The organism is Profundibacter sp. (assembly GCF_965277155.1).
In the GTDB taxonomy this organism is placed as follows: domain Bacteria; phylum Pseudomonadota; class Alphaproteobacteria; order Rhodobacterales; family Rhodobacteraceae; genus Profundibacter.
The window spans coordinates 132,022-154,481 of sequence record NZ_CBDIBV010000011.1; the positions used below are offsets into that span (position 1 = coordinate 132,022).

General features: G+C 56.0%; 22 protein-coding genes and 4 pseudogenes. 19 read left to right on the forward strand and 7 right to left on the reverse strand.

Going from position 1 to position 22,460, the window contains the following annotated elements:
• Positions 1–10: 10 nt before the first annotated feature.
• A pseudogene (locus tag ACQY4M_RS13135) lies at positions 11–715 on the forward strand (aminotransferase class III-fold pyridoxal phosphate-dependent enzyme); the annotation flags it as partial.
• Between the two features lie 10 nt (positions 716–725).
• Here ACQY4M_RS13135 and ACQY4M_RS13140 read toward each other — a convergent pair.
• On the reverse strand, positions 726–1,397 hold the full coding sequence (locus ACQY4M_RS13140; RefSeq protein WP_428544854.1) for an IS1595 family transposase: 672 nt from the start codon (positions 1,395–1,397) through the stop codon (positions 726–728).
• 52 nt (positions 1,398–1,449) lie between these two features.
• On the opposite strand from ACQY4M_RS13140, the pseudogene ACQY4M_RS13145 reads away from it, so the two are divergent.
• The 7 genes and pseudogenes from ACQY4M_RS13145 to ACQY4M_RS13175 all read left to right on the forward strand — a co-directional run.
• Positions 1,450–2,070: pseudogene (locus ACQY4M_RS13145) on the forward strand (aminotransferase class III-fold pyridoxal phosphate-dependent enzyme); the annotation flags it as partial.
• A gap of 204 nt (positions 2,071–2,274) precedes the next feature.
• Positions 2,275–2,907, forward strand: coding sequence for an ATP-dependent Clp protease proteolytic subunit (locus ACQY4M_RS13150; RefSeq protein ID WP_428544857.1), 633 nt, complete (start codon positions 2,275–2,277; stop codon positions 2,905–2,907).
• A 133-nt stretch (positions 2,908–3,040) separates the two neighbouring features.
• On the forward strand, positions 3,041–4,309 hold the full coding sequence (clpX, locus tag ACQY4M_RS13155) for an ATP-dependent Clp protease ATP-binding subunit ClpX (protein ID WP_428544860.1): 1,269 nt from the start codon (positions 3,041–3,043) through the stop codon (positions 4,307–4,309).
• A gap of 1 nt (position 4,310) precedes the next feature.
• On the forward strand, positions 4,311–4,700 hold the full coding sequence (locus ACQY4M_RS13160) for a RidA family protein (protein ID WP_428544863.1): 390 nt from the start codon (positions 4,311–4,313) through the stop codon (positions 4,698–4,700).
• A gap of 79 nt (positions 4,701–4,779) precedes the next feature.
• Positions 4,780–5,157 carry an NADH:ubiquinone oxidoreductase subunit NDUFA12 gene (locus ACQY4M_RS13165; protein WP_428544866.1) on the forward strand — a complete coding sequence of 126 codons (378 nt, stop codon included), beginning with the start codon at positions 4,780–4,782 and terminating at the stop codon, positions 5,155–5,157.
• A gap of 2 nt (positions 5,158–5,159) precedes the next feature.
• Complete coding sequence (gene mlaD, locus ACQY4M_RS13170) at positions 5,160–5,627, forward strand: outer membrane lipid asymmetry maintenance protein MlaD (RefSeq protein ID WP_428544868.1); 468 nt, start codon at positions 5,160–5,162, stop codon at positions 5,625–5,627.
• Positions 5,624–5,983 carry a DUF2155 domain-containing protein gene (locus tag ACQY4M_RS13175; protein WP_428544871.1) on the forward strand — a complete coding sequence of 120 codons (360 nt, stop codon included), beginning with the start codon at positions 5,624–5,626 and terminating at the stop codon, positions 5,981–5,983. Before mlaD ends, ACQY4M_RS13175 begins: the two co-directional genes overlap by 4 nt.
• Here ACQY4M_RS13175 and aat read toward each other — a convergent pair.
• From aat to accB, 3 genes are all read right to left on the reverse strand, one after another.
• Positions 5,947–6,588, reverse strand: coding sequence for a leucyl/phenylalanyl-tRNA--protein transferase (aat, locus tag ACQY4M_RS13180; RefSeq protein ID WP_428545622.1), 642 nt, complete (start codon positions 6,586–6,588; stop codon positions 5,947–5,949). The genes ACQY4M_RS13175 and aat overlap by 37 nt on opposite strands.
• A gap of 172 nt (positions 6,589–6,760) precedes the next feature.
• Complete coding sequence (accC, locus tag ACQY4M_RS13185; protein WP_428544874.1) at positions 6,761–8,107, reverse strand: acetyl-CoA carboxylase biotin carboxylase subunit; 1,347 nt, start codon at positions 8,105–8,107, stop codon at positions 6,761–6,763.
• Positions 8,108–8,117: 10 nt separating this feature from the next.
• A complete protein-coding gene (gene accB, locus ACQY4M_RS13190) occupies positions 8,118–8,609 on the reverse strand; it encodes an acetyl-CoA carboxylase biotin carboxyl carrier protein (RefSeq protein WP_428544877.1) in 492 nt (163 codons plus the stop codon).
• A 188-nt stretch (positions 8,610–8,797) separates the two neighbouring features.
• On the opposite strand from accB, the gene ACQY4M_RS13195 reads away from it, so the two are divergent.
• The 3 genes and pseudogenes from ACQY4M_RS13195 to preA form a co-directional block, all read left to right on the forward strand.
• Positions 8,798–10,048, forward strand: a complete 1,251-nt coding sequence (locus ACQY4M_RS13195; RefSeq protein WP_428539230.1) for an IS256 family transposase — start codon at positions 8,798–8,800, stop codon at positions 10,046–10,048.
• 215 nt (positions 10,049–10,263) lie between these two features.
• Positions 10,264–11,598, forward strand: coding sequence for an NAD(P)-dependent oxidoreductase (locus tag ACQY4M_RS13200; protein WP_428544880.1), 1,335 nt, complete (start codon positions 10,264–10,266; stop codon positions 11,596–11,598).
• Between the two features lie 12 nt (positions 11,599–11,610).
• Positions 11,611–12,486, forward strand: a pseudogene (preA, locus tag ACQY4M_RS13205) (NAD-dependent dihydropyrimidine dehydrogenase subunit PreA); the annotation flags it as partial.
• Positions 12,487–12,634: 148 nt separating this feature from the next.
• Here preA and ACQY4M_RS13210 read toward each other — a convergent pair.
• Complete coding sequence (locus ACQY4M_RS13210; protein ID WP_428539227.1) at positions 12,635–13,678, reverse strand: IS5 family transposase; 1,044 nt, start codon at positions 13,676–13,678, stop codon at positions 12,635–12,637.
• Between the two features lie 88 nt (positions 13,679–13,766).
• Here ACQY4M_RS13210 and ACQY4M_RS13215 point away from each other — a divergent pair.
• A pseudogene (locus tag ACQY4M_RS13215) lies at positions 13,767–14,207 on the forward strand (4Fe-4S dicluster-binding protein); the annotation flags it as partial.
• Here ACQY4M_RS13215 and ACQY4M_RS13220 read toward each other — a convergent pair.
• The gene (locus ACQY4M_RS13220) at positions 14,208–14,582 is read right to left on the reverse strand and encodes a hypothetical protein (RefSeq protein WP_428544883.1); all 375 of its coding nucleotides are present in this window, start codon (positions 14,580–14,582) and stop codon (positions 14,208–14,210) included.
• Positions 14,583–14,693: 111 nt separating this feature from the next.
• Positions 14,694–15,308 (reverse strand): TetR family transcriptional regulator C-terminal domain-containing protein, encoded by a 615-nt coding sequence (locus tag ACQY4M_RS13225; RefSeq protein ID WP_428544886.1) that lies wholly within the window; start codon positions 15,306–15,308, stop codon positions 14,694–14,696.
• 236 nt (positions 15,309–15,544) lie between these two features.
• Here ACQY4M_RS13225 and ACQY4M_RS13230 point away from each other — a divergent pair, with 236 nt between their 5' ends.
• From ACQY4M_RS13230 to hydA, 7 genes are all read left to right on the forward strand, one after another.
• Positions 15,545–16,873 carry an aspartate aminotransferase family protein gene (locus tag ACQY4M_RS13230; protein WP_428544889.1) on the forward strand — a complete coding sequence of 443 codons (1,329 nt, stop codon included), beginning with the start codon at positions 15,545–15,547 and terminating at the stop codon, positions 16,871–16,873.
• Positions 16,873–17,157 carry a cupin domain-containing protein gene (locus tag ACQY4M_RS13235; RefSeq protein WP_428544892.1) on the forward strand — a complete coding sequence of 95 codons (285 nt, stop codon included), beginning with the start codon at positions 16,873–16,875 and terminating at the stop codon, positions 17,155–17,157. Before ACQY4M_RS13230 ends, ACQY4M_RS13235 begins: the two co-directional genes overlap by 1 nt.
• Before the next feature lie 96 nt (positions 17,158–17,253).
• Positions 17,254–18,297 carry an IS5 family transposase gene (locus tag ACQY4M_RS13240; protein WP_428539227.1) on the forward strand — a complete coding sequence of 348 codons (1,044 nt, stop codon included), beginning with the start codon at positions 17,254–17,256 and terminating at the stop codon, positions 18,295–18,297.
• Between the two features lie 159 nt (positions 18,298–18,456).
• Positions 18,457–19,707 carry a Zn-dependent hydrolase gene (locus ACQY4M_RS13245; RefSeq protein WP_428544895.1) on the forward strand — a complete coding sequence of 417 codons (1,251 nt, stop codon included), beginning with the start codon at positions 18,457–18,459 and terminating at the stop codon, positions 19,705–19,707.
• Entirely contained in the window at positions 19,704–20,189 is a 486-nt protein-coding gene (locus ACQY4M_RS13250; RefSeq protein ID WP_428544898.1) for a hypothetical protein, read from the forward strand. Before ACQY4M_RS13245 ends, ACQY4M_RS13250 begins: the two co-directional genes overlap by 4 nt.
• A gap of 37 nt (positions 20,190–20,226) precedes the next feature.
• A complete protein-coding gene (locus ACQY4M_RS13255) occupies positions 20,227–20,988 on the forward strand; it encodes an endo alpha-1,4 polygalactosaminidase (protein ID WP_428544901.1) in 762 nt (253 codons plus the stop codon).
• 19 nt (positions 20,989–21,007) lie between these two features.
• Entirely contained in the window at positions 21,008–22,459 is a 1,452-nt protein-coding gene (gene hydA / locus ACQY4M_RS13260; RefSeq protein WP_428544904.1) for a dihydropyrimidinase, read from the forward strand.
• Position 22,460: the final 1 nt, after the last annotated feature.

Below are 22,460 nucleotides of genomic sequence, written 5' to 3' on the forward strand. Positions count from 1 at the left end.
GAGGTAAACCATGTCACATATATTTCCGCGCCACTGTCAGGTTTCCCCGCCGGTCGTGATGCAGGGTGACGGGGTTTATCTGATTGATCGCAGTGGCAAACGGTATCTTGATGGTTCGGGCGGGGCGGCAGTTTCCTGTCTGGGGCATAGCGATGCGGATGTTGTGGCCGCAATCAAGGCGCAGTTGGATCAGGTTGCCTATGCGCATACCAGTTTTTTTACGTCGGAGCCAGCCGAGGAACTGGCAGACAGGCTGATTGCTGGGGCCCCCGAAGGGATTGAACGGGTATATTTCGTTTCAGGCGGGTCCGAAGCGATAGAGGCTGCGTTAAAACTGGCTCGTCAGTATTATATCGAAAAAGGCGAGCCTGAGCGCCACCGCATTATCGCTCGCGAGCAGAGCTATCATGGCAATACGCTGGGCGCGCTGGCGACTGGCGGGAACCAGTGGCGCAAACGCCCGTTTGCGCCTTTGATGATCGAAACTTCCCATATCCCGCCGTGTTATGAATATCGCGGGCGCGAAACGGGGGAAAGCAGCTTTGAGTACGGTCAGCGGGTCGCGGATGCGCTTGAAACCGAAATACTACGGCTGGGGCCGGATAGTGTTGCGGCCTTTGTGGCCGAGCCTGTTGTTGGCGCGACACTGGGGGCGGTGCCCGCTGTCGAGGGATATTTCAAACGTATCCGCCAGATTTGCGATCGCTACGGCATTTGGGTCATGCCTAGCTGAGCGGGTTTTCTCTGAGGTAGCTTAGCAGTATCTTGTACTTGTTCAAGTTGCGATGATTATAGCGCCATTCTGTTTCCTTGAGATGCAAATGGAAGGTGTGTTTGGGAAGGCCCTTGAACTTGGCAAGGCGTAGTTTGGCCAATCCCCAGAAGCCTTCGATGCCGTTGATGTGCAAGCGGCCACGCGCGAATTCATCCTTGGAATGGTCGACACGGAAGTGCCCGTATCCCAAATCCACCAAACCGTTATAGCCGCGCCAGCCGTCTGTGTTGATCACGGATGCCGGATCAACCCGACCGCGGATAATCCCTTGCAGGGTTGGCTTTGAGCAGTCCGGTACGATCTCGGTGTAGACCTTTCCGTCACGCTCGAAGACGCCAAACACGGTCGTCTTCCCATAAGCCCCGCGTCCGCGCTTGCCTTTCACACGTCGCGCGCCAAAGAAGCTTTCGTCCACTTCTATGATGCCGAACATCGGACGCTGTGCCTCGCAGGCCAAAAGGATACGCTCGCGCAAAGCGCGGTAAAACCGATTGACGGTATTGCGGTTGAGACCCGAGAGCTGGGTAGCCTGGGTGGCCGTCAGATCAGCGGCAAAATACCGAACAATCTCGCGGATTTTCTTCTCTGAAACGCGGGAACCGTGTGCGTATCTATTCTTCATGCCTTTTCATAGCCTTATGACAATTTATTGTCACTCAGCTAGGCATGACCCCGGCATTTTACTGATTCTGGACGAGGTTATGTGTGGCATGGGGCGTTGCGGCACATTGTTTGCCTGTGAACAGGATGGGGTGCGCCCCGATATCATAACCATCGCCAAAGGTCTGGGGGCTGGCTATCAGCCGATAGGGGCGATGTTATGCAGTGGTGAAATATACGCCGCGATTGAAACCGGCAGCGGGTTTTTTCAGCACGGACACACATATATCGGCCACCCCGTCGCCTGTGCGGCGGCGAATGCAGTTGTCAATAAACTGGTCGGTGGCAGGTTGGTCGAACAATCGCGCATCATGGGGGCACGGTTGAAAAAACAGCTGGCTGCGGAATTCGGCCAGCATCCGTATATCGGGGATATTCGTGGACGTGGGCTGTTTGTCGGGCTGGAAATCGTTCAGAACCGCGAGACAAAAGCACCGTTTGATCCTGAACGCGGAGTGAACAAAGCTGTGAAGAAGGCCGCTTTTTCCGCGGGATTGGCCTGTTACCCAATGGGAGGAACGATTGACGGGGTTCGGGGGGATCATGTTCTATTGGCCCCGCCGTTCATATTGCAGGACAATCATATTGACGAAATTGTCGATAAACTTGGACAGGCTTGTCAGGCAGTGTTTTGAAACGGTGGGCAAGTTAGGCGGTCCCAATCCGGGAAAACAGGCTGAATATCGGAATAATATTGCCATTTCTGCGTTCCGGTAACCAATCCTTCAACCCATTTGTGCGAAAACAGCGCGCACCCCCCTTGCAGGGGTTCGAACGCACAACTAAGACTTGGGGAAGGTAACGCGCGCAATATTCGCGCCAGCAGCAGGCAGGTGACCATGAACGACCCGTATGAACACTATATGAACAACCTTGTGCCGATGGTGGTGGAACAAACCGCCCATGGCGAACGTGCTTATGATATTTTCTCGCGCCTTCTGAAAGAACGGATCATTTTCATCACTGGTCCGATCCATGACGGCATGTCCAGCCTTATCGTGGCGCAGCTTTTGCACCTCGAGGCCGAGAACCCGAAAAAAGAAATCTCGATGTATATTAATTCGCCCGGTGGGGTGGTCACATCGGGGCTGTCGATTTACGACACCATGCAATACATCAAACCCAAGGTTTCGACGCTGGTCATCGGGCAGGCCGCCAGCATGGGGTCGTTGCTGCTGACCGCAGGTGCCAAGGGGATGCGTTTCTCGCTGCCCAACAGCCGGATCATGGTGCATCAGCCATCGGGTGGGTATCAGGGGCAGGCGACGGACATCATGATCCACGCGCAAGAAACCCAGAAACTGAAGGACCGGCTGAACCAGATCTACGTCAGCCATACCGGCCAGAAGATGAAAGATGTGGTCGACGCACTGGAACGTGACAATTTCATGGATGCCCAAGAAGCCAAAGATTGGGGCCTGATCGACGAAATCGTCGAGAATCGCCCCGCAGGTGACGACGAGAAAAGCTGATCTGTCTGACGCAAATCGGTATTTTCACGTTGAAGACAAAATCGCGCTGCCCTAAGCTGGAGACGAGGGGCATTCGCTGCGGCCTTTGCGGGTTCGCGTTGAAACACAGGTTACGAGCCACAGAGGTGCACTAATGGCGAACAATTCAGGCAACGACAGCAAGAACACGCTTTACTGCTCGTTCTGCGGCAAAAGCCAACACGAGGTGCGTAAACTGATTGCGGGCCCAACCGTTTTCATCTGCGATGAATGCGTCGAACTGTGCATGGATATCATCCGCGAGGAAACCAAATCCGCCGGCTTGAAGTCGTCCGAGGGCGTGCCGACGCCAAAAGATATCTGCGATGTGCTGGATGATTATGTGATTGGCCAGTTCCACGCCAAGCGGGTTCTGTCGGTGGCTGTGCACAACCATTACAAACGCCTGAACCAAGGCGGCAAATCCGGCGAGATCGAGTTGGCAAAATCCAATATCATGCTGATTGGTCCCACCGGTTGCGGTAAAACCCTGCTGGCCCAGACGCTGGCGCGGATTCTGGATGTGCCGTTCACTATGGCAGATGCCACCACCCTGACCGAAGCCGGTTATGTGGGCGAAGACGTGGAAAACATCATCCTTAAGCTGCTTCAGGCCAGTGAATACAATGTTGAGCGCGCCCAGCGCGGTATCGTCTATATTGACGAGGTTGATAAAATCACCCGCAAATCCGACAACCCCTCGATCACCCGCGATGTGTCGGGCGAGGGTGTGCAGCAGGCGCTGCTGAAAATCATGGAAGGCACGGTTGCCTCGGTACCCCCGCAAGGCGGGCGCAAGCATCCGCAGCAGGAATTCCTGCAAGTGGACACCACAAATATCCTGTTCATCTGTGGCGGGGCGTTTTCGGGTCTTGAAAAAATCATCTCGCAGCGTGGCAAAGGCTCGGCCATCGGGTTTGGTGCCGATGTTCAGGATGACGAAGAACGCGGTATCGGTGAAATGTTGACCGATCTGGAGCCTGAAGATCTGTTGAAATTCGGCCTGATCCCGGAATTTGTCGGCCGTCTGCCGGTCATCGCTACCCTGACCGATTTGGACGAAGATGCACTTGTCACCATCCTGACCCAGCCGAAAAACGCACTGGTCAAACAATACCAGCGCCTGTTCGAACTGGAAGAGGCCAAGCTGACTTTCACCGAAGACGCTCTGAAAGCCATCGCCAAACGCGCGATCGAACGAAAAACCGGCGCGCGTGGCTTGCGCTCGATCATGGAGGATATCCTGCTGGATACCATGTTCGACCTGCCTGGGCTGGAAAATGTGGACGAGGTTGTGGTGAATGAAGAGGCTGTGACCTCGGACGCCAACCCGCTGCTGATTTATTCCGAGCCCAAGGAAAAAGAAGAAGCCAACGCCAGCTGATATGCCGATCAAGCGTATTTCTTCCGGCTCTGCCTATGAATCCAAGGTTGGTTACTGCCGCGCGGTGGTGGCTGATGGCTGGGTGCATGTTTCCGGCACTGTCGGCAATGATCACGCCACCATGACCACCCCCGAAAACGTGGTTGAGCAATGCGAACTGGCCTTGGGCCATATTCGTAAAGCATTAAAACAGGCGGGTGCGACATTTGCCGATGTTGTGCGGGTACATTACATCCTGCCGGATCGCGATGAATTTCAGGCCTGTTGGCCCCTGTTACGCGATGCCTTTGGCGAAAACCCGCCCGCCGCGACGATGATCGAGGCCGGGTTGATCGACCCTGCAATGAAAATCGAGATCGAAGTCACAGCCCGTCTGCCGGAAAGTGCCTAAATACACCGGCAGGTCTGGACCTTGGCGCCCGATTGGTCCATATCAATAGACAACGACCACATGGATATTAGGGGGCGTAATGATACGCTTTATTCTTCGAATGCTGACTTGGTACCACGGCCAGACGCTGGGCACCCAAATTTTCACTTGGCGCAATGGCATCAAAGTGGGCGAAGACGATATGGGCAATATCTATTACCGGACCAAGGACGATAAGCGCCGCTGGGTCTATTACAGCGACATCCCCGAGGCCAGTGTTGTCCCGCCGGATTGGCACGGGTGGTTGCATTTCACCTGGGACGAACCACCAACAAATGCGCCATTGGAACATAAAAAATGGGAAAAACCGCATTTGCCAAACCTGACGGGCACTGACAAAGCGCATTATCCTGTTGGTTCTTTGCGTCGGGAAAAACCTGCCGAATGGCGGGATTATGACGCTTGGCAGCCTGAATAACCATGTCGGAATCAACCACAGAAGTTCTGGTCGGCGGTGCCGTTCTGGCTGTTGCCATCGGATTCTTGGTCTATGCGGGGCAGGCAACCGGTTTTTCGATCGGCAAAACCGGTGATTATCCACTAACAGCCAGTTTTCGGTCGGTCGAAGGGGTGACAGTTGGCACCGATGTGCGCCTTGCCGGTGTCAAAATCGGCACAATCAGCGAAATGAAACTGAACCCTGAAACCTTTCGCGCCGATATGGTGCTGACGGTGAAAGATGGCATCGTGATTCCAGATGATAGCGCGGCTGTTATCTCTTCCGAAGGGTTGCTTGGCGGGAATTTCGTTGAGATATACCCCGGTGGTTCGCCTGACAATTTCGAGCCGGGCGATGAAATCGACGATACGCAAGGCGCGGTCAGCCTGATTACACTGCTGATGAAATATGTTTCCGGAAGCGGTAATGGTAACGATACAACGAAATGATACGTGCGTTGTTTTTCCTGTCCATTGCTTTCCTTGCCGCTCCGTTACAGGCGCAGGAAGTCAGCAGTGCACCCGCTGCGATTTTGCGCGGCCTGGATAAGCTGGATGGCAGCGTGACCGATATCAAATTAGCGGTCGGCAAAAATCAAAATTTCGGTCGGCTCAACATTACCTTGGAGGATTGCCGGTATCCCAAAGGCAATCCTGCGGGTAATGCGTTTGCCTTTCTAACCATTCGTGAAAACGGCAAGGATGATCCGGTATTCCAGGGCTGGATGATTGCCGCTGCCCCCGCATTGGATGCGCTGGACAATGCGCGTTACGATGTCTGGGTATTGCGCTGTATCACCGAATAGGCATCCGGCGTGCCGGTAATGCGGTTGAAATCGGCATCCAGTGATAGTGCGCTTTCCAACCTTTCCCGATAGTCATCACGCGGAATTTCGATCGCCCCTAACGAGGCCAGATGCGGGGTGATGAATTGCGTGTCAAACAGGGTAAACCCCCCCGACCGCAAGCGGTGGATCAGATAGGCAAGTGCAATTTTTGAGGCATTGGTACGCCGTGAAAACATGCTTTCGCCAAAGAAGGCGCCGCCAATGGCAAGCCCGTAAACGCCACCGACCAATTCATTACCCTCCCAGATCTCGAGAGAATGGGCAAAGCCCATTAGGTGAAGTTGTTCATTCAGCTCCAGCAGTTTTGCGTTTATCCATGTCTCGGTCCGGTCGGCACAGGCGTGGACAACGGGCATAAAGGCCGTATTGGTTCGAATTTGGAAAGGTTCCTGCCGGATATGCCGTGCCAGACTGCGGGAAATGTGGAAATTGTCCAACTCAAATATCCCGCGAAAATGGGGGTCGACCCAGAACAGCTCGTCATCCTCGCGCGATTCCGCCATTGGAAAGACGCCCGAGGCATATGCGTGAAGAAGTGTTTCGGCTGTAATCGGGTTCGGCATTCGGGTCACGCGCTTGGGTGTTCAAAAGGGTCTTGTCGGTCCCCATTGTCACGGGGGAAGGTGAATAAAGAAAGAGTGTTTTTTATCTTTCTTGTCGAAACCACCAATCGAAAAAACATCATACCCCACGGCCCAGCAAGGAGCCGTGGTTAACACGCTGCTATGTCTGGACTTAGCCCAGATTTTCCTCGAGCCATTTTTCCAGCCAGTGGATGTCGTAATCCCCTGTCTGGATATCCTTTTCCGCCAGCAGTGCATGGAACAGGGGTAGCGTCGTATCCACCCCGTCCACGATCAATTCACCCAGCGCGCGGCTAAGGCGGGCCAAAGCCTCGGGCCGGTCACGGCCATGCACGATCAGCTTGCCAATCAGGCTGTCGTAATAAGGCGGGATTTTGTAGCCGTCATAGAGCGCAGAATCCATCCGCACACCCAGACCGCCGGGCGCATGGAATTGTGTGATGGTGCCGGGGCAGGGGGTGAAATTGGGCAGCTTTTCAGCGTTGATACGCACCTCGATGGCGTGACCCTGCACTTCCAGATCATCCTGTGTGAAGGACATCGGCAGCCCTTCGGCCACACGGATCTGTTCGCGCACCAGATCGACACCGAAAACGGCTTCGGTCACGGGGTGTTCGACCTGTAGGCGGGTGTTCATCTCGATAAAATAGAATTCGCCGTCTTCATACAGGAATTCGATTGTGCCCGCCCCTATATAGTTGATGCCGGCGACAGCATCAGCACAGGTCTTGCCAATTCTGGCGCGCATTTCAGGGGTAATGACGGGGCCGGGTGCCTCTTCAAACACTTTCTGGTGGCGGCGTTGCAGGGAACAGTCGCGTTCGCCCAGATGCACCGCATTGCCTTTGCCGTCGCCAAACACCTGCACTTCGATGTGGCGTGGCTTGGTCAGGTATTTCTCGATGTAAACTTCGTCATTGCCAAATCCCGACAGGGCCTCGGCCCGTGCAGTGTGAAAGGCGCTTTCCATGTCGGCTTCGGTCGGGGCCAGCTTCATGCCGCGCCCGCCGCCGCCAGCAGTGGCCTTGACGATCACCGGATAGCCCAGTTCAAGTCCGACCTTCTTGGCGGATTCTACATCGGGCACCCCCCCGTCCGAACCAGGAACACAAGGTACGCCCAGCTTTTTCATCGTATCCTTGGCGGTGATTTTATCGCCCATGACGCGGATATGTTCGGCGGTGGGGCCGATAAATGTCAGGCCGTGATCCTCGATCACCTGCACGAAATCGGCGTTTTCCGACAAAAAGCCGTAACCGGGGTGGATGGCCTGTGCGCCGGTCACTTCGCAGGCCGCGATGATCGCGGGGATGCGCAGGTAGCTGTCGGTGCCGGCTGGCGGCCCGATACAGATGGCTTCGTCGGCCATGCGCACATGCATTGCGTCGGCGTCGGCGGTGGAATGCACCGCAACGGATTTAATGCCCATTTCGCGGCAGGCGCGCACCACCCGAAGGGCGTTTTCGCCACGGTTGGCAATCAGGATTTTGTCGAACATGGTGTGGTCCCTATTCGATGATCATCAAAGGTGCGCCGAATTCTACCGCGTCGCCATCGGCCACCAGAATGCGTTTCACGGTGCCCGATGCGGGGGCCGGAATGTGGTTCATGGTTTTCATGGCTTCGATGATCAGAATGGTATCGCCTTCGGCCACTTTGTCGCCAACGCTAACGAATGAGGGGGCGTTGGGTTCGGGCTGTAGGTAAGCGGTGCCAACCATCGGGGATGTCACAGCGCCGGGTAGCGAGGCCGGATCGGCGGAAACTTCGGCAGGGGTTTCGGCGGGGACAGCAGCAGCCGGTGCAGCGGCTATAGGGGCAGCAGCCACAGGGGCGGCAGTGGCCACAACCGTTTCGGTCTTGCGGCTGACGCGGACGTTCATGCTGTCGTTGTTGGCGTAAATGCGCTTGACCTGAATTTCGGTCATGTCGTTATCATCCAGAATCTGTGCCAGCGCCTGAATAAAGGCCACGTCTTCGTCTTTGGTTTTCCTGGTCATGGCGTGTTCGGTATCCCCTTAACGGGCCCCGTTTTGCGGGGCTGGTTGTCTTTGACTTTGCATGCTTATACGCGACCTTACGGAAGGTGAAAAGGAGTAATGCCCGAAAGTTGGTGATGGGGTGATTGGGTGGCATATCATGGCGGTGTTGACGCGCCGCGATTCTCAGAGAGAAAAGGATATGCCACATGGAAGACGATACTATTTTGGAGTTTACCGATCCAGCCGGAATTTCACCTGATCCGCTGACGGATATCTTGCGCAAAGGCGCGCGGGATCTGTTGGCACAGGCGGTCGAGGCCGAGGTTTGTGATCTGATGGCGCAACACGCGCATTTGAGGGATTCGGCCGGTCGCCAGCGCCTTGTTCGCCACGGATACCTGCCGGAGCGCGAGGTGATGACGGGGATCGGCCCTGTCCCGGTGAATGTGCCTCGGGTGCGTGATCGTGGCACGGGGGCGGAGAAGATCAGGTTCACCTCGACGCTTCTGCCGCCGTATCTGCGCCGGGCAAAGTCGGTCGAGGAGTTGTTGCCCTGGCTCTATCTCAAAGGTATTTCCACGGGTGATTTCGGCGAAGCACTGGCGGCCCTTCTGGGGCCTGATGCGGGTGGTTTGACATCGAGCACGATTTCGCGCCTGAAGGCGGAGTGGTGGGCAGAATACGAGCGTTGGAACCGGCGTGACCTGTCGGCCAAACGCTATGTGTATTTCTGGGCCGACGGGGTTTATTTCAAGCCGCGCACGGATGCTGACAAGCAATGCATGCTGGTGATCATCGGCGCGGACGAGTGGGGTAACAAGGATGTTCTGGGCCTCGTGGACGGGTATCGAGAAAGCAGCCAGAGCTGGCGTGAACTGCTGCTGGACTTGCAACGTCGTGGCCTCAGAAAAGCCCCTGATCTGGCCGTTGGTGATGGCGCGCTCGGCTTCTGGAACGCCTTGCGGGAGGTGTTCGGTGAGACCCGGGAGCAGCGCTGCTGGGTGCATAAAACCGGCAACGTCCTGAATGCCATGCCGAAGTCGCTGCAAGCCAAAGCCAAGGGCCATCTACAGGACATCTGGATGGCCGAGAACAAACGGGACGCCGAGGCCGCGTTCAATTTCTTCATCGAAGCCTATGGCGTGAAATACGAGCGTGCCGTGGGGAAGCTGACCAAGGACCGGGACGTGCTGCTGACCTTCTACGACTTCCCTGCCGAGCACTGGAAACACATCCGCACATCCAACCCCATCGAAAGCATATTTGCCACCGTGCGGCACCGAACGAAGAAGACCAAAGGCTGCCTCGGGCGCAAGACCGCCTTGGCAATGACCTTCCGCCTGATGATGTCGGCAAAGAAGAAATGGCGTAAACTCGACGGCGCATTCCGATTGCCGGAAATCATCGAAGGGGTTGAATTTAAGGACGGGATCAAGCAGGAAAAACATGCCGCCTGATTACTGCGTCACCAACTTTTGGGCATAGCTCGGTGAAAAGCGGTTCCGGTCATATTTCATAGGGGGAAATTTGCCGGTTTCCACCTAATATGCGCCAATTTACCCTTGTTTTTCAGGATTTTGAAGAATTGACCAAAAAATAAAATTTACCATTTGATAAAATAATCAACTTGTGGCACGATTTGAGTCTGTTTTATCAACGCGGGATGCAAATTATGCCGAACAGCCAGATGACACCGGGGATTGCCCCGGGACGTTTGCCAAAAGACGCCTACGCCAATAATTTTTCCGACCTGCATGCGCCGCTGGATGCGCATGAAGCAGCAGTTGCGGCGGATCGTTGTTATTTCTGTTATGACGCGCCATGCCAGACGGCCTGCCCAACCAGCATCGATATTCCGATGTTCATTCGCCAGATCAGCACCGGCCTTGCCGAGGCAGCGGCGGTTAAGATTTTCGAGGAAAATATTCTGGGTGGTATGTGTGCCCGTGTGTGCCCGACCGAAACCCTGTGCGAAGAGGTTTGCGTGCGTGAAGTTGCCGAAGGCAAACCGGTCGAGATTGGCCGCCTTCAACGCTATGCCACCGACACGTTGATGGAAAAGGGCGTGCACCCGTTTGAACGTGCCGAACCGACCGGTAAAAAGGTTGCGGTTGTCGGGGCGGGGCCTGCCGGCCTGTCCTGTGCGCACCGTTTGGCGATGCATGGCCATGAAGTTGTCATTCTGGATGGTCGCGAAAAGGCCGGTGGTCTGAATGAATTTGGCATTGCTGCCTATAAATCGGTTGATGATTTCGCCCATCGCGAGGTTGAATGGCTGATGAAGATTGGCGGGATCACGATGGAATACGGCAAACGTCTGGGCGGTGGCATGTCGCTGGCGGATCTGACCGGTTCCTATGATGCAGTGTTTCTGGCAATTGGTCTGGGTGGTGTGAACGCCCTGCGTGCCGATGGCGAAGATCTGGACGGGGTGCTGGATGCTGTTGATTACATTGCTAAATTGCGTCAGGCCGATGATCTGTCGAAACTGCCGGTTGGTCGCAATGTGGTGGTGATTGGTGGCGGCATGACCGCTGTTGACGCCGCGGTGCAGTCAAAACTGCTGGGCGCGGAACATGTTTCGATGGTTTATCGGCGCGGCAAGGAGCGCATGGCGGCCTCCGAATACGAACAGGAACTGGCCACAGCCAAAGGCGTGACGATCATCTATAACGCCCAGCCGGTCGCCATCCACGGGGACGGCGCGGTGCGCGAGGTCGAGTTTGAATATACCGTTGAAGAAAACGACAAGCTGCGCGGCACAGGCGAGATGTTCCGCATCCCCGCCGATCAGGTGTTCAAGGCGATTGGCCAGACACTGGAAGGGGTGCCCGATGGTGTGGCGGTTGAACGCGGCAAGATCGTGGTGAACGAGCATGGCCGCACTTCGCAAGACGGTGTTTGGGCCGGTGGGGATTGCGCCAGTGGTGGCGACGATCTGACCGTGACCGCCGTGGCCGAGGGCCGCGATGCCGCGATTGATATTAACGCCACACTGATGGCATAGGAGGGTTGGTAAATGGCTGATCTTACATCTAATTTTCTTGGTATCAAATCTCCCAACCCGTTCTGGCTGGCCTCGGCTCCGCCCACGGACAAGGAATACAACGTCCGCCGCGCATTCGAGGCCGGATGGGGTGGCGTTGTCTGGAAGACGCTGGGCGAAGAAGGCCCGCCTGTGGTCAACGTCAACGGCCCGCGTTATGGCGCGATCCACGGGGCCGACCGGCGTTTGCTGGGGCTGAACAACATCGAGCTGATCACCGACCGTCCCTTGCAGCAGAATCTGGAAGAAATCACGCGGGTGAAAAAGGACTACCCAGACCGCGCGATCATCGTGTCGTTGATGGTGCCTTGCGAGGAACAGCCGTGGAAAGACATTTTGCGGGCGGTGGAAACAACCGGTGCAGATGGTGTCGAACTGAATTTCGGCTGTCCGCACGGCATGGCCGAGCGCGGCATGGGCGGCGCTGTCGGGCAGGTGCCCGAATACATCGAAATGGTGACCCGCTGGTGCAAGGAAAACACCAAAATGCCGGTGATCGTGAAACTGACGCCCAATATCACCGATATTCGCAAACCCGCCGAAGCGGCGTTGCGCGGCGGGGCCGATGCGGTATCGCTGATCAACACGATCAATTCGATCACCACGGTTGATTTGGACGCGATGGCGCCCGAACCGACGATTGACGGCAAGGGCACGCATGGCGGCTATTGCGGTCCAGCGGTGAAACCGATTGCGTTGAACATGGTGGCGGAAATTGCGCGCAATCCCGAAACGGCCAATCTGCCGATTTCCGGCATCGGTGGCGTGACCACATGGCGGGACGCAGCAGAATTTATGGCGCTGGGTTGTGGCAATGTGCAGGTTTGCACGGCGGTGATGACCTATGGGAACCTCTGTAAATTCCCGTTTTCGCCTTCTTCGCGGCGGGGTGGACGGTTTTTCGCCTGTCCCGCCTGATTGCTTCGGATCATAAACCCATTTTCACCGGTTTCAAGCCGGTTTTGGGTATTTCAGGCACACCTCACCCCATGAACCCTTATCCCGGCGCCGCCAGGCCGCATTCGAACTGGACGAAGCGCTTCATGTTGTAGACCAGGTTCATCATCCCGATGCGAAATCGCGCCCGCTTCAGGCCGATGGAGCGGATCAGCTTGCCGCCCATGGAGCGCTCCTGAAAAGCGAATACATGCTCGACCCGGACCCGCACTTTCGAGCGCCTCCGGTTGGCCTTTTGCTGGCGCTCGCCAAGCGGCTTGCCGCGCCTGCCCTTGTGATGGATATGGCTGTGAAGCCCCCGCTCTTCCAGCTCGCTTTCGATCTTTTGCGAGCGATAGGCGCTGTCGGCCCACAGGTCCGATGAGGTGTTGCTCGCATCAATCAGACCGGCAAGCGCCTGGCTGTCATGCACGGCGGCATCGGTGACATCATAAGCGCGGATGAATTTGTGCCGCCGGTCGACATTGATGTGGTTCTTGTAGCCGTAATAGCTCTTGCCGTGCTTCTTCGTCCAGCGCGCATCCACGTCCTTCTGGCGCTTCTTGTGGGGTTTTTCCTCCCACTCTTCAGGCGTTTCGCCCGCCTTGATTTTCTCGTTCTCGTCCCTTTTGTTGTGCTGGCGCGGCGCCGGAACGATGCTCGCATCAACAATCTGCCCGCCCATCGCCAGATAGCCCTTTTCGCGCAGAAAGGCATCGAACTTGTCAAACAGCTCCTTCATCTTCCCGGCCCCGGCCAGCCTTTCACGGTAGGCCCAGATGGTCTTGGCGTCAGGTACGCTGTCTTCAATGCCAAGGCCGAGAAACCGCATGAACGACAGGCGGTCGCGGATCTGATACTCGATCTGATCGTCAGAGAGGTTGTAGAGCTGCTGCAAAACCATCGTCTTGAATATCAGCACCTCATCCCAAGGCGGGCGGCCAGCGTTGGATTTGCGCTGTTCGGGCGGCGTGCGCCATATGGCCTTCAGCTCGTCCCGGTAATCCTCGAACGGCACCATGTCGTTGAGCAACACCAGCGGATCACCAGATTTGTCCAGTCCCGCGTATCGGCTGGAAAGATCAAAAAATCCCATCTGACCCATGACAAAACCCCGTCGGTCGAATCATTTTCATCCTGATGACGATTCTACCCCGTCAGGCCGGATTTTGGGGGATTTTTAGAGGTTCCCCTATGGTTTCAAGATCGTCGAGGAAATGATCTCGGGCCTTAGCCAGTGGATGGACGAAAAAGGTTACACCTCGGTTGATGATTTCGTCGGGATGGCGGTGCCAAATGTGACCGACTGGCAGTATTTGAACCTGAATTTCATCACCAAAGCTGTGATTGATCAGGACGCCTGTATCCAATGTGGCCGCTGTTATGCCGCATGCGAGGATACCAGCCACCAAGCGATCGAAATGTCGGATGATCGCAAATTCAGCGTCAAGGATGACGAATGCGTCGCCTGCAATCTGTGTGTCAATGTCTGCCCTGTCGAGGGTTGCATCACCATGAAACAGGTGATGCCGGGCGAATTGGATGAACGCACGGGGCAAAAGGTGCCTGCCGAATACGGCAACTGGACCGAACATCCGAACAACCCGGGCAATACCTGCGCGTCGGGGAAATAGTTAAACAGCGATATCTATTTCATGGGTATCTTGGGGCGGCGGGGCGTAAGGCTCTGCCGCCTTTTCTGTTTTGGGCTCGGCGGGGTCTTCGGGTTGCAGTTCCGGCCCCGCGCGCAGTTTTTCGCGCTCGGATTCCAGCAGGTTCGCCTCGAATGTCGGGGGTGGACCTACGGGTTTGTCGGGATTGGGCGGCGGAGGCAGGATCGCACTGCGTTGCCCGTCCGAATGCGGGCCGGTATCGGCACCGGTTTCATTGTGGGTTTTGCTGGATGCCGCCGGTTCCGCCACGGTTTTCACCGGCGATGGTGCAGGTGGCGCGGCAAAGGCCTGTTGTGGTGACGGGGCTACAGGCAAAGCCCCCGGAAGAATAAGCATATCCATGCTCCTGATCGGTGCCCCCACCGACGCTGTATTCTTTGTTAGTATGTATGAAAACCGGGTTAATATCCCCGGTTTTCTACAAAGGATTTAAGGCAAATTGTCAGATTAGACAGCCAATAGTTTGCTGAACAACGTTTCCAGATACTGCTCTGCAGCGGGGAAAGGATCATTGCCCTCGTCGCCCAGAACCGCCCGCACCTGCACGTCGAAATCGGCGTAATGCTGGGTCAGGGACCAGATCGAAAACAACAGATGATAAGGGTGGGAAGGTGCGATTTTTCCCGCATCCATCCAGCCTTGAATCACGGCGGCCTTTTCATCGGTCAAATCTTTCAACTCGCCCTTGATCGCATCCATGATACGCGGCGCACCCTGCAGGATTTCATTGGCGAACAGTCGGCTTTCACGCGGATAATCACGGCTCATCTCCAGCTTGCGACGCACATAGGCAAGGATTTCTGCCCGTGGTTCGCCATTCGGGTCAAGATCGCGCAGCGGATCCAGCCAAGTGTCCATCAGGCAGGACAGCAGTTCCACATGGATCGCTTCCTTGGAGGGGAAGTAATACAGCAGGTTCGGTTTGGACAATCCGGCGGCTTTGGCGATCTGGTCCAATGTCGATCCGCGAAAGCCGAATTGTGAAAACACATCCAGTGCCGCATCGAGAATCGTTGTGCGGTTTTTCTTTTGTATCCGTGTGCGCGTCTGTGGCTCGGCCATTTACTGCCCCTGATTCCAGCGAATTCCTGTCCGTTTGGCTGCCTAGTTTACCGACCACAAGCCAAACTGCCACAAAAATCCCCCTGATACGCGATTTTTCTTCGTTCGAGTGCAAATGATCGCTAAACTTGATGATGATTTCCTTGACTGAAAATGCGGCTCTGCTAACGTGTTTCTGACCAATTGGTCAAACAATCTGCGCTTTCTGCCGCCACCACATAACAGGATTGCTTGTCATGGCTTATGATACACCCAAGGTTCCCAATGATTTGTCCGCCTTCTGGATGCCGTTCACGGCGAATCGCCAGTTCAAGAAAAACCCGCGTATGTTCGTTTCGGCGGACGGGATGTATTACAAAACCGCCAACGGGCGCGATGTGCTGGATGGCACTGCCGGTCTGTGGTGTGTGAATGCGGGCCATAACCGCCCGCTGATCACCGAGGCGATCCAGAAACAGGCGGCGGAACTGGATTATGCGCCAGCGTTCCAGATGGGTCACCCCAAGGCTTTTGAATTGGCTACGGCCATTCGCGATATGGCGCCCGAACCGTTTGAACATGTGTTCTTTACCAACTCGGGGTCTGAGTCCGTTGAAACCGCACTGAAAATTGCCATTGCCTATCACCGTGTGCGTGGCGAAGGCACCCGCACCCGTCTGATTGGCCGCGAACGTGGCTATCACGGGGTAAACTTTGGCGGGATTTCGGTGGGCGGCATTGTGAACAACCGCAAATACTTTGGCTCCTTGCTGACCGGGGTGGATCACCTGCCGCATACACATTTGCCGGACCAGAATGCCTATACTCGCGGGCAGCCCGAACATGGCGCATATCTTGCCGACGAACTGGAAAATATCGTTGCCCTGCATGGCGGTGATAATATCGCCGCTGTGATTGTCGAGCCGATGGCGGGATCAACGGGTGTTCTGATGCCGCCCAAGGGCTACCTTGAAAAGCTGCGCGAGATTTGCACCAAACACGGCATCCTGCTGATCTTTGACGAGGTGATCACAGGCTTTGGCCGCCTTGGAAGCAGCTTTGCCGCCGAACATTTCGGGGTGATGCCCGATCTGATCACCACGGCCAAGGGGCTGACCAACGGCGTGATTCCGATGGGTGCGGTGTTGGCCACCAGCGCCATCCATGATGCGTTTATGTTGGGACCGGAAGAGGCGATTGAACTGTTCCACGGCTACACCTATTCCGGCAACCCGATTGCCAGCGCCGCCGGTCTGGCCACATTGCAAACTTATCGCGAGGACGGGTTGTTTGAAAACGCAGCCGGTTTGGCCGGCTACTGGGAAGACGCGCTGCACAGCCTGAAGGGCCTGCCGCATGTGATCGACATCCGCAATATGGGTCTGATTGGCGCGATTGAACTGGAGGGTATCGAAGGGGCACCCACCAAACGCGCCTTCAACGCCTTCCTGCAAGCCTATGACAAAGGCCTGCTGATCCGCACCACGGGCGACATTATTGCACTGTCCCCGCCGCTGATGATCAACAAGGCCCAGATAGACGAACTGTTCGGCATCCTGTCGGGCGTTCTGAAAGGGCTGGATTGATGCGCGATCCGGCTACGGCAACCCAGCAGATCGATGATAACCGCGTGCGGGTCACGCGGTTTGACTTCGCGCCGGGGGCCGAGACAGGATGGCACATCCACGGGATGGATTACGTGATCACCGCGATCACTGATTGCCAAATGCTGCTTGAGGAAAAAAACGGTGAGACCCACAAGGTTCTGGTGCCTGCGGGCACATCTTACCGACGCGAACAGGGCATAGAACATAATGTAATCAACGACGGGGACAGTGTAATGTCCTTTGTCGAAGTCGAATTGAAATAAGGGAGTTAAGGGAACCTCTAAAAATCCCCCAAAATCCGGCCTGACGGGGTAGAATCGTCATCAGGATGAAAATGATTCGACCGACGGGGTTTTGTCATGGGTCAGATGGGATTTTTTGATCTTTCCAGCCGATACGCGGGACTGGACAAATCTGGTGATCCGCTGGTGTTGCTCAACGACATGGTGCCGTTCGAGGATTACCGGGACGAGCTGAAGGCCATATGGCGCACGCCGCCCGAACAGCGCAAATCCAACGCTGGCCGCCCGCCTTGGGATGAGGTGCTGATATTCAAGACGATGGTTTTGCAGCAGCTCTACAACCTCTCTGACGATCAGATCGAGTATCAGATCCGCGACCGCCTGTCGTTCATGCGGTTTCTCGGCCTTGGCATTGAAGACAGCGTACCTGACGCCAAGACCATCTGGGCCTACCGTGAAAGGCTGGCCGGGGCCGGGAAGATGAAGGAGCTGTTTGACAAGTTCGATGCCTTTCTGCGCGAAAAGGGCTATCTGGCGATGGGCGGGCAGATTGTTGATGCGAGCATCGTTCCGGCGCCGCGCCAGCACAACAAAAGGGACGAGAACGAGAAAATCAAGGCGGGCGAAACGCCTGAAGAGTGGGAGGAAAAACCCCACAAGAAGCGCCAGAAGGACGTGGATGCGCGCTGGACGAAGAAGCACGGCAAGAGCTATTACGGCTACAAGAACCACATCAATGTCGACCGGCGGCACAAATTCATCCGCGCTTATGATGTCACCGATGCCGCCGTGCATGACAGCCAGGCGCTTGCCGGTCTGATTGATGCGAGCAACACCTCATCGGACCTGTGGGCCGACAGCGCCTATCGCTCGCAAAAGATCGAAAGCGAGCTGGAAGAGCGGGGGCTTCACAGCCATATCCATCACAAGGGCAGGCGCGGCAAGCCGCTTGGCGAGCGCCAGCAAAAGGCCAACCGGAGGCGCTCGAAAGTGCGGGTCCGGGTCGAGCATGTATTCGCTTTTCAGGAGCGCTCCATGGGCGGCAAGCTGATCCGCTCCATCGGCCTGAAGCGGGCGCGATTTCGCATCGGGATGATGAACCTGGTCTACAACATGAAGCGCTTCGTCCAGTTCGAATGCGGCCTGGCGGCGCCGGGATAAGGGTTCATGGGGTGAGGTGTGCCTGAAATACCCAAAACCGGCTTGAAACCGGTGAAAATGGGTTTATGATCCGAAGCAATCAGGCGGGACAGGCGAAAAACCGTCCACCCCGCCGCGAAGAAGGCGAAAACGGGAATTTACAGAGGTTCCCTTAAGACAATGGCCGCACCTGCTGCAAACATGAAAATCAACGGCGATCGCCTGTGGGACAGCCTGATGGAAATGGCGAAAATCGGACCCGGCGTGGCCGGTGGCAACAACCGCCAGACCCTGACGGACGAGGATGGCGAGGGACGCAAACTGTTCCAGAAATGGTGCGAGGAAGCGGGCTGTACCATGGGTGTCGACAGCATGGGCAACATGTTTGCCCGGCGCGAAGGCACGGACTCTGATGCACTGCCGGTTTACGTCGGCAGCCACCTTGATACCCAGCCGACCGGCGGGAAATATGACGGGGTGCTGGGGGTGCTGGCCGGTTTGGAACTGGTGCGCACGCTGAATGATCTGAATGTCAAAACCAAACACCCGATCGTTGTCACCAACTGGACAAACAAGGAAGGCACGCGCTTTGCCCCCGCGATGCTGGCTAGTGGCGTATTTGCCGGTGTGTTGGAAGAAGACTGGGCCAAGGACCGCGTTGATGCCGAAGGCAAGCGGTTTGGCGACGAGTTGAAGCGCATCGGCTGGGAAGGGGACGAACCCGTTGGTGCGCGCAAAATGCACGCGATGTTTGAATACCACATCGAACAGGGACCGATCCTTGAGGCCGAAGACAAACTGATCGGCGTTGTTACTCACGGCCAAGGCCTGCGCTGGGTTGAATGCACGGTGATGGGCAAGGGGCAGCACACCGGATCAACCCCGATGTATATGCGTAAAAATGCCGGTCGCGGGTTGGCGCAGATCACCGAACTTGTGCATGAAATTGCCATGCAGCACCAGCCCAACGCGGTGGGTGCGATTGGCCATATCGATGTTTATCCGAACAGCCGCAACATCATCCCTGAAAAGGTTGTTTTCACAGTCGATTTCCGCAGCCACTTCCTTGATATCATGCAGGGTATGGTGGACGAGATGATGGAAAAAGCCCCGGGGATTTGCAAGGAACTGGGGCTGGAATTTTCGGCCGAGGTGGTCGGGCAGTTCGACCCGCCCGCCTTTGACGAAAAATGCGTCTCCGCCGTGCGCAATGCGGCCGAGCGTCTGGGCTATAGCCACATGGATATCGTTTCCGGCGCGGGGCATGATGCCTGCTGGATCAATCAGGTTGCCCCGACGGCAATGATCATGTGCCCATGTGTTGATGGTCTGTCACATAACGAGGCCGAGGACATTTCCAAGGAATGGGCCACGGCGGGGGCGGATGTGTTGATGCACGCAGTTGTGGAAACGGCGGAGATTGTGGAGTGAAATTAATCGGCATCATACTTTTGATTGGCATGATGCCGACTCATGTATTTTCGGGCGAATGGGCGTTACAATATTTGGCCGATACGGGCGGAAGCCATTTGATACGTGTATCAAAGGAGGAGGCGGAAGTTACTGAGGCTTTTGTGCAAAATGATGATGCCATGGTGTTGGGGATCAATTGTGGGCGGCAAAATCTTGATGGGTTAACACCGGTCAACATAGGCTTCACAATTGGAAATGGTTCCCCGTTTCTCGGCCGAAGAGCAGACTTTCTAGCAGCCTTTGATGGTGAGCCCGAGGTAAAATGGGGCGCCGCTACCTATGCTGGAGGCGGATACAATGGTAGAATATTTGGCGACGTGTTTGCGAAACTATCATTGAATAAAAGCGTTGTCATTCGAGATGAAATAAGCGGGTTTACAGCTCGGTTTCCGTTAGAGAATGCAGCTGTAACCATAAGCGACCTACGTTGTGAGTGGTGATGGTATGGATAGTAAATACAAGGATTTCCTTACACCTGTGAACAAAGCAAGCATATTAACCGCGCTCCTCTTCAGCGCCATTCCGGCCCTTGCCGCCCCCCTTCCGGGGGCGGATTGGGATTGGCAGTTGTCCGGCCCCATCGCCCCGCCCGAAGGGGTGCGGGTGTTTGATGCGGACCCTGACAATGTGACCAAGGAACAGATCGCCGCGCTGAACAAGGCCGGCGTCTATACCATCTGCTATGTCAGCGTCGGCACGCTGGAAAACTATCGCGATGATGTTGACCACTTCCCGCCCACCATCGTTGGCAACCGCTATGATGACTGGCCGGATGAAAATTTCCTCGATATCCGTGATCGCAACCATTTGCCCGCGCTGATGGCCGAACGGTTTTCCCGTTGCAAAATGATGGGCTTTGACGCGGTCGAACCGGATAATATGGATGTTTACGACAATGATTCAGGCTTCCCGCTGACCCGCGAGGATGGCTTGAATTACATCAAAATGCTGGCCACCACCGCCCATATGCTGGGCCTTGAAATTGGTCAGAAAAATGTGCCCGACCTGACCAATGATCTGGTGCGCACAATGGATTTCGTCATCACCGAAAGCTGCTATCAGGATGACTGGTGCACACAGGTATTGCCCTATGTCCGATACGGAAAACCGGTGTTTGACGCGGAATATACCGACCGCGAAATAGACTTTGATAATGCATGCAGGCGGGCGCAAAAATCGCTGATATCGGTGATCTTGAAGGATCGTGATCTTGGCCCCGCGCGCCAGACCTGCAAATAGAGAAAAAGGGAGAGACAAGATGAGCAAGGTAATCAAGGGCGGCACCGTTGTCACCGCCGATCTGACCTACAATGCAGACGTGAAAATCGAGGGTGGCAAGATTGTCGAAATCGGCCCTGACCTGAAGGGTGACGAGGTTCTGGACGCCACCGGCTGTTACATCATGCCCGGCGGGATTGACCCGCACACCCATCTGGAAATGCCCTTCATGGGCACCTATTCATCAGATGATTTTGAATCAGGCACCCGGGCCGGTCTGGCGGGCGGCACCACGATGGTGGTGGATTTCGCCCTGCCCAATCCGGGCGAAGGCCTGCTGGATGCGCTGAAACGCTGGGACAATAAATCGACCCGCGCGAATTGCGACTATTCCTTCCATATGGCCGTGACATGGTGGGGCGAACAGGTGTTTGACGACATGAAAGAGGTCGTCGGGCGCGGTATCAACACCTTCAAGCATTTCCTTGCCTACAAGGGCGCGCTGATGGTGAATGATGATGAATTATATGCGTCCTTCAAACGCTGCGCCGAGCTGGGCGCAACCCCGCTGGTGCATGCCGAAAACGGCGATGTGGTGGCCGAACTGACCGCGCAATTGCTGGCCGATGGCAACACCGGACCCGAGGCCCACGCCTATTCCCGCCCGCCACAGGTGGAGGGCGAGGCAACCAACCGCGCGATCATGATCGCCGATATGGCAGGGGCGCCGCTGTATGTGGTGCATACGTCGTGTGAGGAAAGCCACGAAGCCATCCGCCGCGCCCGTATGCAGGGCAAACGCGTTTGGGGCGAGCCACTGATCCAGCATCTGACGCTGGATGAAAGCGAGTATTTCAACAAGGATTGGGACCACGCTGCGCGGCGCGTGATGTCGCCACCGTTCCGCAACAAGCAGCATCAGGACAGCCTGTGGGCCGGTCTGCAAAGTGGCTCGCTGTCTGTTGTGGCCACCGATCACTGCGCCTTCACGACTGAACAGAAACGCTTTGGCGTGGGCGACTTTTCCAAGATCCCGAACGGTACTGGTGGCTTAGAGGACCGGATGCCGATGCTGTGGACACACGGGGTGGCAACCGGCCGGATCACGATGAACGAATTTGTCGCCGTGACCTCAACCAACATCGCCAAGATCCTGAATTGTTACCCGAAAAAGGGCGCGGTTCTGGTCGGGGCAGATGCCGATCTGGTGGTCTGGGATCCTGAAAAGGAAAAAACCATTGCTGCCGACAGCCAGCAATCTTCCATTGATTACAATGTGTTCGAGGGCAAAAAGGTCAAAGGCCTGCCGCGCTATACCCTGACCCGTGGTCAGGTTGCGGTGATGGATGGCGAGATCAAGACGCAGGAAGGTCACGGCGAATTTGTCGCCCGTGAGCCGAACGCAACGGTGAACGAGGCGTTAAGCAAATGGAAAGACCTGACGGCACCACGGCCAGTGGAACGGACCGGAATTCCGGCGAGTGGGGAATAAT